The sequence below is a fragment of the Ralstonia sp. 1B3 genome, from assembly GCF_036631435.1.
The window spans coordinates 17,514-30,772 of the sequence record NZ_JAPNUG010000025.1; the positions used below are offsets into that span (position 1 = coordinate 17,514).

Genomic DNA, 13,259 nt, shown 5'->3' on the forward strand with positions numbered 1-13,259 from the left:
TTTACCTCTTTTGCTGTAACTGGAATCTCCTATGTCTTATGCAATCTATCCGAGCCTCGTTAACAAGAACGTTGTGATTACCGGCGGCGGCAGCGGCATTGGCGCGGCCATCGTTGAAGGCTTCGCGAAACAGGGGGCGCGCGTGACGTTTCTGGATATCGCGCGGGCTGACTCCGAAGCGCTGGCGACATCGCTGGGCGAATGCGTGCATCCGCCGGTCTTCCGCCACTGCGACTTGCGCGATATCGACGCGCTCAACGCCACGTTCGCGGACATCGAGGCCGACACCGGCCCCATCGACGTCCTGATCAACAACGCCGCGAACGATGACCGCCATCAGATCGGAACCGTGACGCCGGCGTATTGGGACAACCGCATCGAGGTGAACCTGCGCCATCAGTTTTTCTGCGCGCAAGCCGTGCTGCCCGGCATGAAGAAGCAAGGGCACGGCGTGATCCTGAACCTCGGGTCCATCTCGTGGCACCTGGCCCAGCCGGACCTCGCCATCTACATGACGGCCAAGGCCGGCATTGAGGGCCTGACGCGTGGTCTGGCGCGCGATCTGGGCGGGTTCGGCATTCGCGTCAATTGCATCGTGCCCGGCGCGGTGCGCACGCCGCGTCAGATGGCGCTCTGGCAATCGCCCGAGAGTGAAGCCAAGCTGCTGGGCGAGCAATGTCTGCATGAACGCGTCGAGCCGGAACACGTGGCGCGCATGGCGTTGTTTCTTGCATCGGACGACGCTGCCCGCTGCACGGCGCGCGAATACTTTGTCGATGCCGGGTGGTACGGCGGATGATGGCGCCTATCAATCCGGAATGCGTCTGGCGCATCGGTGCCACGCTGGGGGAAGGCGCGGTGTGGCACGCCGCGTCGCGCTGCGTGGTCTTTGTCGATATCAAGGGCCGGCGGCTCTATCGCTATGACCCGGATACCGATGTGCGCCGCAGTTGGGTCGCGCCCGGCCAGATCGGCTTTGCGCTGCCCTGCGTTGACGGCAGCTGGGTCTGCGGCGTGCAGGGCGGTCTCTACCGGTTCGATTTCGCAAGCGCTACCTTCAGCCGCATGCTGCCCGTCGAAACCGATCGGCCGGGAAACCGCCTGAACGACGGCTATATCGATCGCACCGGGGCGCTGTGGTTCGGCTCGATGGACGATGCGGAGCGCGAGGCGAGCGGGCAGCTCTACCGCGTCGGTCGGGATGGCCGACTGAGCGTGCGCGATTCGGGCTACGTCATCACGAACGGCCCGACCGCGAGCCCGGACGGCCGCACGCTGTATCACACAGATACCTTGCAGCGCGTGGTTTACGCCTTCGACCTCGGTGACGACGGCAGCCTGGAACGCAAGCGCGTCTTCACCACAATCGAAGGCGCCGGCTACCCCGACGGCATGGCTGTCGATGAAGAAGGGTGCGTGTGGATCGCGTTGTTTGGCGGAGGCCGGATCGAGCGGTTCTCACCCGACGGCCGATGCGTCGGGCGCGTCGCCTTTCCGTGTTCCAACATCACCAAGCTCGCGTTCGGCGGCGATGATTTGCAGACCGTCTATGCAACCACCGCACGGAAGGGCCTGACGGACGAGGCGTTGCAGAAGGAGCCGCTTGCCGGCGGCTTGTTTATGTTTCGCGCGCCGGTCAAGGGGCTTCCATCCACGGAATGTGCCGTGGACGTTTCCGCAGCGAAGCCCGATCAATCCTGACGGACGAGCCCGCGTGCAGCCAGGTTGCGATACAGGGCGCGCACACCGAACGTCCACGGTGCGATCTCCGTCGACAGGCGGACCGTGTTGACCAGCGCGCCGAGGGGTGGGGCGCTGATCGTCACGCGGTCGCCGAGGTGATGCGTGCCGGCGCCCGGCGCGTCACGGTCCTTGATCGGCGAGAACATCGTGCCGAGGAACAGCATGAAGCCGTCCGGATACTGATGGTGCGGCCCACAGGTCTGGGCGACGAGGTCGAGCGGGTCGCGGCTGATCTCGCTCATGTGGCTCACGCCGTCGAGCACGAAGCCGTCGTCGGCGCCCTCAACGCGCAGCGACACCTGCGTCGTGCGAATCGTGTCGATCGTGAAGTGCTCGTCAAACAGGCGCACGAACGGGCCGATGGCGCAGGAGCCGTTGTTGTCCTTGCATTTGCCCAGCAGCAGCGCCGAGCGCCCTTCGATGTCGCGCAGGTTCACGTCGTTGCCCAGCGCCGCCCCCACGACATGTCCGGCGCTGCTGACCGCCAGCACGATCTCCGGCTCCGGGTTGTTCCAGCGCGAGGCCGGATGCAGGCCCACATCGGCACCGAACCCGACTGCCGACATCGGCTGCGACTTGGAGAACACTTCCGCATCGGGGCCGATGCCGACTTCCATGTATTGCGACCACGCGCCCCGGCGCTGCAGTTCTTCCTTGAGCCGCATGGCGGCATCGGAGCCGGGCTTGATTTTTGAAAGATCCGAGCCCACCACGCCGACGATGGATTCGCGCACGTCGCGGGCCTTGGCCGGATCGCCGCCGGCCTGTTCTTCGATCACACGTTCGATCAGGCTGACGGCGAACGTCACGCCGCAGGCCTTGATCGCCTGCAGATCATTCGGGGCGAGCAGGGTGGGAGCGTTGCTTGCACGGTCGGCGGCCATGGAACGTTCGACGAGCGCTTCGACGCGGCCCAGGTTTTCCCCGGGTGCCTGCCGGGCGACGGCCATTGCGTCGGGATGCTCGAACAGATCCGACACGGTCGGCACGGCTTCCGTGATGTCGAAAACGACACCGTTGCGTACCACCACGACGGATGGCCCCCGCCGTTGGCCGTTCTGCGCCATACCCGACCGACGAGCGTTGCATGCTCAAGATCGTGCGGCAAGTAGTTGGCGATGTCGGTCATGTGCGCTCCGTCAATTGGACACCCCTGTTGCCAGGGAATCCGCGTGATCGTAGAGAGGGCGACGCAGGGTGTCCAACAACGTGACGCAATTTCCAACCTGTTGGACAATCTAGCCACTCATGAACAGGGCAGGTTTTCAGTGAAGACAGACTATGAGGTGCCAGCGCTCAAGCGCATTCACGACGTGCTGGAGATACTCTGCGCGGCGACGTCTCCTGTGCGGCCAGCGGCGTTGGCGCAGGCGACGGGTATGTCCAGAAGCACGTTGTACCTGCTGCTGGAGTCGCTCGAAAAGCGCCGCTGGATCGAGAAGCGGGCCGAGGGCTACCTGATCGGCTTGACGTTGTTTGAGCTGGGCAACGCCTATTTCCGCCACGACAGCTTGCTGGCCGCGTTCCGGCGCGAATCCGCCGCCTTCGTGGCCACGCACAACGAAGTCGTGCAGCTTGCCGTGCTTGACGGCACGGAGGTCGTCTATATCGCCCGGGAGGATGCGCCGCGGCCGGTTCGCCTGGTATCGGACGTTGGCCTGCGCCTGCCGGCCCATTGCTGCGCGCTCGGCAAAGCGCTGCTGGCGAGCCTCGATGACGAAGCGGTGTGTGCGCTGCTGCCGGCGCGTCTTGCCGCCATGACGGAGCGCACCACCACGCGCCGCGCCGATTTGCTCGATGAGCTTGAGCGCATTCGCGTGCGGGGCCTGGCGACGGAGCGCGAGGAGGTGGTGGCGGGGCTGGCCTGCTTTGCGGCGTTTGTAGGTGTGACGCCGCTCGGCAAGCGCGTTGCGGTGAGTTCCAGCGTGCCGGTCAGCCGATTGGACGCCCGCCGGGAGAAGCGCCTCGTCGTCGGTGTTGCTGGCATGGCGGACCGCATCGGCCGCGCGCTCGCACAGGCATAGCGGCGGGCTGCCTGGTGGCCGCTTTGGTGGCCGCTTCCGCTATGATCGCCACTCCTCTTTTTCTGTCCTCTTTTCCTTTGGCGCGTAGGCGTTTCTCATGACCACCGGCATCACACCCCCTCGCATGGCCGATGTTGCGCGCGTTGCCGGCGTGTCGAAGATGACCGTGTCGCGGGTGCTGGCAGGCGGCAGCGTGTCGCCCGAAACCCGCGCGCGCGTGCAACAGGCCATCGACGCACTCGGCTACGTTGCTACAGCCGCCGCCGGGATGCTGTCCAGCGGCCGGTCGGAATTCGTCGCTGCGCTGGTGCCCTCGCTGGCCAGTTCCAACTTTGCCGACACCGTGCGCGGGCTGAGCGATGCGCTCGCGCCGCATGGCCTGCAACTGCTGCTGGGTGATACCGACTACCACCTCGATCAGGAAGAGGCGCTGGTGAAGTCGCTGCTGCGCCATCAGCCGCGTGGCATTGCCTTGACCGGACGCCACCACAGTGCAGGCACGCGCGCGTTGCTGAAGCGCGCCGGCATCCCGATCGTCGAGATGTGGGATCTGCCGGAGCGCCCGATCGACAGGGCGGTCGGGTTCTCGAACGCCAAGGCATCGCTCGCGATGGTGCATCACCTGCACAAACGGGGCTACCGGCGCATCGGCTTCCTGTGCGGCGCAAGCGAGCTGGACCGGCGCGGCACCGATCGCATGCGTGGATACGTCAGCGGAATCAAGGCGCTTGGCCTGGGTGAGCCGCGTGTGATCCGCCTGGGCGAATCACCCATCACCATGAGCCACGGCGGCCCCGCGATGGCCGCTTTGCTGGAAGCGTGGCCCGATACCGATGCCGTAATGTGCGTGAGCGACATGTCCGCATTCGGCGCCATCATGGAATGCCACCGGCGCGGCATGTCCGTGCCCAGCGACATTGCCGTTGCGGGCTTCGGCAACTTTGAAGTCGCGTGGTGCTGCCATCCGACCATCACGACGATTTCCGTCGATGCTTACGGCATCGGCCTGCGCACGGGCGAGGTCTTGCTCGATGCGCTGGGCGTTGGCGAGGCCACGGGCGCACCCAAGCTCTCGCGCATCGACTTCAGCGTGGTCGAACGCGAGAGCGCATAGCGGGCTGCTTCATGCGCGCCGTCAATGCGAGTGCCGCGGATTGCCGCGCGTCTCGATCACGTTCAGATACAGCGTTGCCGGCTCCAGGCATCCGCCCGTCGAAAGCTGCCCGACAAACTGCCGATAGATTTCCTGCCAAGGCGTTTGCGACTGCGGCACGCTGAACGTTGCGGTTTCACGCCGGCGCTCAAGCTCTTCCGCGTCGACCAATACGTCGACCTTGCGCGCGTTGAGGTCCACACGAATCCGATCGCCCGTGCGCAGTAGCGCCAGGCCGCCACCCGCCGCCGCCTCGGGCGACATGTTCAAAATGGAGGGGCTCGCCGATGTGCCGCTCTGCCGGCCATCGCCCATGCACGGCAGCGATTCGATCCCCTGCTTGACCAGTGCCGCCGGCGGCGCCATGTTGACAACCTCCGCGCTGCCCGGATAACCGACCGTTCCGCAGCCGCGGATGACGAGGATGCAGCGCTCGTCAATCGCCAGCGCCGGATCGTTGATGCGGGCGTGATAGTCCTCTGGGCCATCGAAGACGATTGCGCGCGTCTCGAAGACGTTTTCCGCGCCGGGCTCGCTCAGGTAGGTCTGCCGGAATGCCTCGCCTACCACTGACATTTTCATGATGGCGCTGTCAAAGAAATTGCCCGACAGGACGATGAAGCCCGCGCGATGCTTGAGCGGCGCGTCCACAGGGAAGATGACATCGCGGTCGGCGTCGGGCGCGGCATCGGCAATCGCGCCGATCGTGCGGCCAGACACGGTGCGGCAATCGCGCCGCAGCAACCCGCCCGCGTCCAACTGGCGCAACACGGCGGGCACGCCGCCGGAGCGGTGAAAGCTCTCCCCCAGATATTCGCCGGCCGGCATGCAGTTCACCAGCAGCGGCACCGATTCTCCGTGGCGTTGCCAGTCTTCAAGGCTCAGTTCCACGCCCATGTGGCGCGCGATTGCGATGAGGTGCGGCGGGCAGTTGGTCGACGCACCAAGCGCCGAAGCCACCATGATGGCGTTCTCGAATGCCGCGCGCGTCATGATCGTCGAGGGGCGGATGTCTTCACGCACGAGGTCGACGATGCGCTTGCCGGTGGCATAGGCCATCTGCCCGCGCTCGCGATACGCCGCCGGAATGCTGGCGCACCCGGGCAGCGACATGCCCAGCGCTTCGGCCAGGCTGTTCATCGACAGCGCCGTGCCCATCGTGTTGCAGTGGCCGATCGACGGCGACGACGCGGTGGTCAGCTCCATGAAGCCTTCGTAGTCGATGTCGCCGGCAGCCAGCCGGTTGCGCGCATGCCAGATGACGGTGCCGGAGCCGACCCGTTTGCCTTCGTGCCAGCCGTCCAGCATCGGGCCGCCAGACAGGACGATGGCCGGCAGGTCCACCGTGGCGGCGGCCATCAGGCAGGCGGGCGTGGTCTTGTCGCAGCCGGTGGTCAGCACAACGCCGTCGAGCGGGAAGCCGTGGAGGATCTCGACCAGACCGAGATAGGCCAGATTGCGATCGAGCGCGGCGGTCGGCCGGCGGCTCTGCTCGGCCAGCGGGTGAACCGGAAACTCCATCGGAATGCCGCCCGCGTCGCGTATGCCGGCCTTCACCGCTGCGCCAGCTCAATGTGGTGCCGGTTGCATGGCGCCAGATCGCTTCCCGTCTGCGCGATCCCGATGATCGGCCGGCCCGACTGCAACTCTTCGCGCGTCAGGCCGTAGTTCATGAAGCGTTCGACGTAGAGGGCGGTCATGTCTGCGTGGCTCGGGTCGTCGAACCAGAGCTGGCTGCGCAGTCGGCGTGGAGGTTGGGCGGGCATGGTGTCTCGGTTGTTATGTGGAACAGGGTTCCCTCTGCGGGGAATCGGTGCGGCGCTTTCCGGAAGCCTGGGATGGAATTTTGGTACCGGTAACAACGCATGGTAGAGCCGGAAGAAGGCGCAGGCAATAGCGAGTGTTATCAGCCCTGCTTTCGGAAAGGGTGTTTGGAGTTGCTGACACTTGCCTGAGCGCAAGCGTTTGCCGCTCCCCGGTTGGTGGGGGAGGGCTTGCGGTTTCACGATTCTGCAAACAACCCGCCCTATGTTGTGCCGATCTTCGGGGGAAGACGGGGGCTGCCATGCAGGGGTTGTCTGCACGATTCGAAAAGACTGACGCAGGGCGACGTGAAATCGCCACGCGCGGGGGCGCGCTCAGCCGTTCAAGCCGCGCGTTGCTCATCATGGTGGACGGGCAAGTCACGGGCGAGGACCTTGCCGTACGTGCCGGCCAGCTCGGCCTCGAAGCGCAGGCCGTGTTCGAGCTGATGCACGCAGGCTTCATTCAGCGCGCAACCGATGCAGCCGGTGAGCCCGTCTTCGTTCAAGTGGACGCGCCGCAGCCTGCGACACCCAAGCCGGCTGGACCGGCGCGCAAGCGTTCGCTGGCGGCGGCGCGCATGTATCTCATGGACATTGCGGCGCGCACATTCAGCTCGGCCGAGCATCCGATCCGCCAGCGCCTGGTGGAGGCCACCGACCGCGCCTCCGTGGAAAGCGCGTTCGATGCATTGCTGGCGGCCCTGCGCGAAGCCACATCGGCGTCGATGGTGGAGCAGGTGGAAGTGTCGTTCCGCGGGTTTCTGCCGGCCGACGAGGCCGCGGCCGGCTGAACGGTCACGCTGCCTGCTGTGCCACCTGGTCCTTGAGCAGCCCGCGCGCCCGTTGATTCGACTTGTAGATGTTGTCGCGCACCGGCGCCGCACCGGTCTTCACGCTGTGCACCCATTCCTGGGTCGACATCACCGCCGCAAAGCGCGATTGCAGCACCACGCTGAACACGCGGTGGATCTCTTCCGCGCTCGCAAAGCCGGCCTGGTTTTGATACGGCACCGCGCCCGACGCGTCATGCAGGAACTCCACCGCCGTGCCGTTGTGCAGGGCGTGATTGATCGTCGACGCATCGCAGTTGTGCGTCATGTAGCCGACCACGGTGAGCGTATCGATGCCACGCGCTTCCAGCCATTGCGCCAGGTCCGTCTCCGGATAGGCGCTGGGCAGCAGCTTGCGCAGATAGTGGTCATGCGGGCGTGATGCCACCACCGGGTGCAGTTGCCAGCCGTCGGTGTCGATGGCAAACAGCGGAGAACTAGCCGGCGAGGTCTGCTGCACGACGATCACCGGAATGCCCGCCTCGCGTGCCGCATCCATGGCGACACCGATGTTGGCGACGGTCTGCTGCGGGTCCGGATACTCGATCGGCAGGCCGCCGGTGAAATATTCGTTCTGGACATCGATGACGATCAAGGCGCGCTTCGGGGCGTTGTTCGTGGTCATGGCTGACTCCTCAAGGTCGGTTGGATCGGGCATTTGCGTGAGCCCGTGGACAGCATCTTGGCGGATGGCTATCCTTCCCGACAGTGGCCCGGAAGACGTTTATCGAAAGAATCGGGCCAAAGCGCGGAGCCCGTATGCAAACGCAGCAGCCCCAGGAAATCGCCGTTCTGGCATTCAATAACATCAGCCCGTTTCACCTGTCCGTGCCGTGTCTTGTGTTTGAAGACCGCGTCTGGGCGGGGCTGCCGTCCTACGACCTGCGAATCTGCGCCGGCGAGCCCGCGAGGAAGGGCGGCCTACGCACCACGGCGGGGTTTGCCGTGCAGACGGATTTCACACTGGAAGATGCCGCCCGCGCCGACGTGCTGATCGTGCCGTCATGGCGTGATACGGACGAGCGGCCCCCGCAGCCATGGTGAATGCGGTGCGCGATGCCTACGCACGCGGTGCCACCGTGGTCGGCCTCTGCCTGGGCGCGTTTGTGCTGGCCGAAGCAGGCGTGCTCGACGGCCATGAGGCGACGACGCATTGGAGCGCCGCCGATGCGTTCTCGCAGCGCTATCCGCGTGTGAAGCTTGTGCCGGATGTGCTCTATCTGGACGCTGCCGACGGCCGTCTGGTGACCTCCGCAGGCACGGCCGCCGGGCTGGATTGTTGCCTGCACCTCGTGCGCCGTTGGCATGGTGCGGAGGTGGCCAACCGCATTGCACGGCGGCTGGTGGTTGCGCCGCACAGGCAGGGCGGCCAGGCGCAGTACATCGAGCAACCGCTGCACGATGCGCCCGGCGGCGATCGCCTGTCGGACCTGCTGAACTGGACGGTAGCCAATCTCGCGGAGCCACATTCGCTCGACTCACTGGCCGAGCGCGCGGCCATGAGCCGGCGCAATTTCACGCGGCGCTTCCGTGAGCTGACGGGAACCACCGTCGGTCAATGGTTGTTGGGGCAGCGTCTGGCCTATGCGCAGCGGATGCTGGAGACCACGCGCCAGCCGGTCGAAGCGATTGCGCAACTGGCGGGATTTGGCAGCGCGGTATCGCTGCGGCAGCATTTCAGCCGGACGTATCACACGTCGCCCAGCGCCTACCGCGGCTTGTTTGCGCAAGCCTGAAAAGAAAAAAGCGGCTGGTCAGCCGCTGTGGTGTGTTGCTTACTTGCTCAGCTCGTGGCCGATGACGGCGCCGGCTGCGGCACCCCCGATCGTCCCGGCCGTGCTGTGCGTCATTTCGTGGCCGGCCACGCCGCCTGCCACCGCGCCACCGGCAGTACACGCCGTGAGCGTGGGCGCCAGCGCGGCAAGTGCGCATATCAGCGCTGTCTTCCATGCATTCATGATGTCCTCCTGAGTCGCCGGCCAGATGCAGCGGCCGGCATATCCCTCAGTCGAGCAAAGCGTGCCGCGCTCACATGAACAGCGGTGACAGCGAAAGATGCGACAGCGCGATCACGATCACCTGCGCAATCACCAGCAGGATCAGCGGAGACAGATCGAGCCGCCCGCCGAGCGGCGGCACCACGCGGCGGATCGGGCGCAAAAGCGGGTCGACCAGCGTATTGAGCACCGCGCCCATGGCCGATGCCGGGCCCATCCACGACAGCACGGCCGACGCAATGGTCACCCACACCAGGACGTTGAACGCCCACTTCAGCACGGTGAACAGCGCGGCCACAAAGCCCATCGGCACAAGCGCAATCGGGCTCAAGCCAACCGCTGCCAGCAGCAGGAACAGATACACGAGCGCCGTGAGGTAAGCCGCCACCAGCGACGACCAATCGATGTAACCGGTCGCCGGAATCACCCGGCGCAGCGGGTGCACCAGCCAGCCGGTCAACTGGAAGATGGCCTGCGACAGCGGATTGCGCGGTGACAGCCGCACCGCTTGCGTCCAGGCGCGCAGCAGCAGCGCCGCGCCAAAGAGCGAGAAGATCGTGTCGAGCAGAAAACGCGTGATATCGCCGAACATGCGTCCGGTTCTCCTATGGTCAGGTCAGGCAAAAAGCGCGCGGCAAACGCGCGTGCTGGGGCGCGGTATTGTCGCACGGCAATCTGACGGGGATCTGTGCGCCGGTGCCTCTGCGCAGCGGCGGCGCATTCGCGTATTGTGGTGCCCGTTCGCTGTTTTCCCTGTGAGGAGACCCGCCTTGAAACCCACCTTGTTTCGCGCGTTGTTGTCGCTGGCGTGCCTGTCTGCCGTGCCGCAGGTGCATGCGCAGGCCGATACCACGTTCACCGTCGAATCGCCTGCCTTTGCCGACAACGGCGTCATGGACCGCAAGTACGCCGGGAAGAACTCGGCCAATGCCAATTGCACGGGCGACAACGTCTCGCCGCCGCTGCACTGGTCGAACGTTCCGGCCGGCACCAGCAGCCTCGTGCTGATTGCCACCGACCCGCAGGGCGCAGGCGGCCTGGGCGTGAACCACTGGATGGCTTACGGCATTCCCGCTACGCAGACGAGCCTGCCGGAAGGCGCCGGCACGGGCAATGCCCTGCGCATGGGCCAGAACGCCATCGGCAAGCCGGCGTATCTGGGGCCGTGTCCGCCCAAGGGCACGGGCATGCACCACTACGTCTTTGTGCTGATCGCCACGGATCTGGCGCCGGACGCGTTGCCCAATGGGCTTACGCGGGCTGAACTCGATGCAGCCATCAAGGGGCATAGCAAAGGCGCCGCCGCCTGGATTGGCCGCTTCGGCAACTTCTGACCGATGAGAGGCCGTTCACGGTGCCGCACCGTGCGCGGCCGCCAGCGGCTCACAATCCAGCTACCGGGAAGCTCGCCTGCCAGACAGCGCTTTGCACGTTCACCGGTTTCGGAATCAGCTTCTGCTGCAGGAACAGGTCTGCAATCTGCTGCTGCGAGGCCACGATCTGCGGCGTGACCGGCGTGACGCCGTAGGGCACGCGGCGCAGCCAGGTCTCGACAACGGGCTGTTCGATGCCGAGCTTGGGCGCCAGCAGGGCGGCGGTTTCTGCGGATGCTGATTGACCCATAGCCCGGCCGTGCGCAACTGGGCGAGGATCGCGTTGACCGCGCGCGGATGCGTCTTCACGAATTCCGGCGTGGCTTCGTAGAAGTTGAACACCGGCAGCTCGCTGAAATCCCCCAGCGTGCGCGTCTTCAACGCCTTCTGTGCCAGCGCGTAATACGGATCCCACACGACCCACGCATCGACCGCGCCGCTCTCGAAGGCGGCCCGCGCCTCGGCCGGCGGCAGGTAGATCGGCTGAATGTCCTGCACCGTGAGGTTGGCGCGCCGAAGCAGCTGCACCAGCAGGTAGTTGAGCTGGAGCCTTTCTGCAGTGCAATGCGCTTGCCTTTCAGGTCCGCCACGCTGTGCGCGGGTGAGCTGTCCAGCACGAAGAGCGCCTCGTTCGTCTTGCCGCCGGGCTCGGCCCCACGTAGACAAGGCGCGCGCCTGCAGCCTGCGCAACACGGCCGGCGGCGCGCCGGTGTAGCCAAAGTCAATGCTGCCCGTGTTGAGCGCTTCTAGCAGTTGGGGCCCGGCGGGGAATTCCTTCCATTCCACCTTGTAGCCAAGGTCAGCCAGCGGTTTGTCGAGTGCGCCCTGTGCTTTGAGCACGGCCAGCAGCCCCGCTTTCTGAAAGCCGACGCGCACCGTGCCGGCCGGGTCTGCGGCCTGGGCGAGGCCTGCGCTCAGAGCGAGGCCGGCGCCCAGTAGCGCGGCAAGCCAGCGTCGTCGGCCAGACGATGTGGTGGTATGGGGCGATTGGGTTTGCATGATTCCTCCAGCGAGTCAGGTGTTGTGCGGTCGATGCTACGGACCGCGCACACGCGAAGGAACGAACAAGATTGCATGTGGATAGACGCGGCTGCGTCAGCCTGTTGCTATGGCAGCCAGTTCAGCCAGATAGGCCCACGGATAGATGCCACGCGCATGTCCATCACTGAACACCAGTTGCACGCCGTAACCCGCGGGCGCGATGGTGGTGACTCGCACGTCGGCCGGCACGTTGATCGGCGTGCCGTGATGGCGCTTGAACTGGCACTCCGCGCAGCGGCACGCCGCGCGCAACGCCGCGTGGTCGAGTGCAACCACGGCGTCTGCCCAGTGCAGCCGCAGCCGGCCTTGTGCGACGTCGTTGTCGATGCGCTCAGGGGTTGCACGGGCGCTCTCGATTTGTGCTAGCGCAATCCGCACCGCCTTGACGACTTCCGGGTCGCCATCGGTTTCTGCGCTGCGCAGGGCGGGCAGGGCAGAGGCTTCGCCGATTTCGCCCAAGGCGAGCGCGGCTTCCTTGCGCAGATTGCTGATCGGGTGCGTGAGCAACGCGGCGAGCGCATCGACGGCATGCGCAGCACGCCAACGGCCGAGCGCCCGGGCGGCCTGCAGGCGGACTTGCCAATACGCATCGGCCAGCGCCTCGACCAACGCTTGCGTGACATGCGCATCGGGAGCAAGCGCCCGCAACTTGCCGAGCGTGCTGGCACTCTCCTCGCGCACGCGCCAGGCGGTGTCATGCAGCGCAGCGAGCAGCGCGGGCAGCACGGCGGCATCGGTGGCGAGGCCGAGGGCGCCGACTGCGGCACGGCGCACGTCGACATCTGCGTCATGACGTGCGCGCTCCGCCAGCGCAGGCAATGCGCCCACATGCTTGCGCCAGCCGAGCACCGCAACGGCCTCGCGGCGCACGGCGGCGTCAGCGTCTTGCAGCGCGTGCAGCGCGGGCGCTTCGCTCTCGGGCACGCGCAGCTCACGCAGCCCACGCAACGCGGCGGCGCGCACAAAGGCGCTGGCATGGTCGACGTAAGGCAGCAGCGCGCGCGCCGAGTCGGGCGATTTCAAATCCGCCAGGCCGATTGCCGCCGCGTCACGCACGGTGCCATCCGCGTCTTCCAGCGCGCGGGCAAGGGCGGCCACGGTATCCGGCTGTTCCCAGGTCGCCAGGATGCGCGCGGCTTCGAGCCGGATTTCCGGCGCCGGGTCCTGCGCAAGCAGCGCAATCACGTCGGGCAGCACGTCGGCGTCTTCCGCATCGGCAAGCTGGAGGAGGGCGACGCGGCGGGTGGCGGCGTCCGCGTCGTGCAGGCGCGCCAGGAGGGTTGTCGTCATCGC

Annotated in this window: 10 protein-coding genes and 5 pseudogenes; 7 read left to right on the forward strand and 8 right to left on the reverse strand. The window is 66.1% G+C overall.

Going from position 1 to position 13,259, the window contains the following annotated elements; translation table 11 throughout:
* Nucleotides 1-31 precede the first annotated feature (31 nt).
* Nucleotides 32-799, forward strand: a complete 768-nt coding sequence (locus OWR21_RS06785) for an SDR family NAD(P)-dependent oxidoreductase (RefSeq protein ID WP_332394846.1) — start codon at nt 32-34, stop codon at nt 797-799.
* Nucleotides 796-1,701 (forward strand): SMP-30/gluconolactonase/LRE family protein, encoded by a 906-nt coding sequence (locus OWR21_RS06790; RefSeq protein WP_332394847.1) that lies wholly within the window; start codon nt 796-798, stop codon nt 1,699-1,701. Before OWR21_RS06785 ends, OWR21_RS06790 begins: the two co-directional genes overlap by 4 nt.
* Here the strand turns inward: OWR21_RS06790 and OWR21_RS06795 are convergent.
* Nucleotides 1,692-2,872 (reverse strand): annotated as a pseudogene (locus tag OWR21_RS06795) (fumarylacetoacetate hydrolase family protein). The gene OWR21_RS06790 and the pseudogene OWR21_RS06795 sit on opposite strands and share 10 nt — an antisense overlap.
* 139 nt (nt 2,873-3,011) lie before the next feature.
* Here OWR21_RS06795 and OWR21_RS06800 point away from each other — a divergent pair.
* Together OWR21_RS06800 and OWR21_RS06805 are read left to right on the forward strand one after the other, a co-directional pair.
* Nucleotides 3,012-3,767: an IclR family transcriptional regulator gene (locus OWR21_RS06800; RefSeq protein WP_147216287.1), complete on the forward strand. Its 756-nt coding sequence runs from the start codon at nt 3,012-3,014 to the stop codon at nt 3,765-3,767.
* Nucleotides 3,768-3,864: 97 nt separating this feature from the next.
* Entirely contained in the window at nt 3,865-4,881 is a 1,017-nt protein-coding gene (locus OWR21_RS06805; RefSeq protein WP_332394848.1) for a LacI family DNA-binding transcriptional regulator, read from the forward strand.
* A gap of 21 nt (nt 4,882-4,902) precedes the next feature.
* Here the strand turns inward: OWR21_RS06805 and OWR21_RS06810 are convergent.
* Nucleotides 4,903-6,686, reverse strand: a pseudogene (locus tag OWR21_RS06810) (IlvD/Edd family dehydratase).
* Nucleotides 6,687-6,985: 299 nt separating this feature from the next.
* Between OWR21_RS06810 and OWR21_RS06815 the strand changes: the two are divergent.
* The gene (locus OWR21_RS06815) at nt 6,986-7,516 is read left to right on the forward strand and encodes a hypothetical protein (protein ID WP_147216284.1); all 531 of its coding nucleotides are present in this window, start codon (nt 6,986-6,988) and stop codon (nt 7,514-7,516) included.
* Nucleotides 7,517-7,520: 4 nt separating this feature from the next.
* On the opposite strand, the gene OWR21_RS06820 is transcribed toward OWR21_RS06815, so the two are convergent.
* A complete protein-coding gene (locus OWR21_RS06820) occupies nt 7,521-8,180 on the reverse strand; it encodes a cysteine hydrolase family protein (protein ID WP_147216282.1) in 660 nt (219 codons plus the stop codon).
* A gap of 134 nt (nt 8,181-8,314) precedes the next feature.
* Here OWR21_RS06820 and OWR21_RS06825 point away from each other — a divergent pair.
* Nucleotides 8,315-9,291 (forward strand): annotated as a pseudogene (locus OWR21_RS06825) (GlxA family transcriptional regulator).
* A gap of 39 nt (nt 9,292-9,330) precedes the next feature.
* On the opposite strand, the gene OWR21_RS06830 reads toward OWR21_RS06825, so the two are convergent.
* Both OWR21_RS06830 and OWR21_RS06835 read right to left on the reverse strand, forming a co-directional pair.
* Nucleotides 9,331-9,513: a glycine zipper 2TM domain-containing protein gene (locus OWR21_RS06830; RefSeq protein ID WP_027679263.1), complete on the reverse strand. Its 183-nt coding sequence runs from the start codon at nt 9,511-9,513 to the stop codon at nt 9,331-9,333.
* Nucleotides 9,514-9,583: 70 nt separating this feature from the next.
* On the reverse strand, nt 9,584-10,144 hold the full coding sequence (locus OWR21_RS06835; protein ID WP_332394849.1) for a YggT family protein: 561 nt from the start codon (nt 10,142-10,144) through the stop codon (nt 9,584-9,586).
* 178 nt (nt 10,145-10,322) lie between these two features.
* Between OWR21_RS06835 and OWR21_RS06840 the strand changes: the two genes are divergently transcribed.
* Entirely contained in the window at nt 10,323-10,886 is a 564-nt protein-coding gene (locus OWR21_RS06840; RefSeq protein ID WP_332394850.1) for a YbhB/YbcL family Raf kinase inhibitor-like protein, read from the forward strand.
* 49 nt (nt 10,887-10,935) lie between these two features.
* On the opposite strand, the pseudogene OWR21_RS06845 reads toward OWR21_RS06840, so the two are convergent.
* The 3 genes and pseudogenes from OWR21_RS06845 to OWR21_RS06855 form a co-directional block, all read right to left on the reverse strand.
* A pseudogene (locus tag OWR21_RS06845) lies at nt 10,936-11,924 on the reverse strand (aliphatic sulfonate ABC transporter substrate-binding protein).
* Between the two features lie 96 nt (nt 11,925-12,020).
* The gene (locus OWR21_RS06850; RefSeq protein WP_332394874.1) at nt 12,021-12,323 is read right to left on the reverse strand and encodes a gamma-butyrobetaine hydroxylase-like domain-containing protein; all 303 of its coding nucleotides are present in this window, start codon (nt 12,321-12,323) and stop codon (nt 12,021-12,023) included.
* Nucleotides 12,303-13,256, reverse strand: a pseudogene (locus tag OWR21_RS06855) (HEAT repeat domain-containing protein); the annotation flags it as partial. The gene OWR21_RS06850 and the pseudogene OWR21_RS06855, both read right to left, overlap by 21 nt.
* Between the last annotated feature and the right edge of the window lie 3 nt (nt 13,257-13,259).

What these genes read in the sequence shown, in the direction of transcription:
- OWR21_RS06785 (WP_332394846.1), top strand. Translation starts at nt 32, where the DNA reads ATGTCTTATGCAATCTATCCGAGCCTCGTTAACAAGAACGTTGTGATT.
- OWR21_RS06790 (WP_332394847.1), top strand. Translation starts at nt 796, where the DNA reads ATGATGGCGCCTATCAATCCGGAATGCGTCTGGCGCATCGGTGCCACG.
- OWR21_RS06805 (WP_332394848.1), top strand. Translation starts at nt 3,865, where the DNA reads ATGACCACCGGCATCACACCCCCTCGCATGGCCGATGTTGCGCGCGTT.
- OWR21_RS06815 (WP_147216284.1), top strand. Translation starts at nt 6,986, where the DNA reads ATGCAGGGGTTGTCTGCACGATTCGAAAAGACTGACGCAGGGCGACGT.
- OWR21_RS06820 (WP_147216282.1), bottom strand. Translation starts at nt 8,180, where the DNA reads ATGACCACGAACAACGCCCCGAAGCGCGCCTTGATCGTCATCGATGTC.
- OWR21_RS06830 (WP_027679263.1), bottom strand. Translation starts at nt 9,513, where the DNA reads ATGAATGCATGGAAGACAGCGCTGATATGCGCACTTGCCGCGCTGGCG.
- OWR21_RS06835 (WP_332394849.1), bottom strand. Translation starts at nt 10,144, where the DNA reads ATGTTCGGCGATATCACGCGTTTTCTGCTCGACACGATCTTCTCGCTC.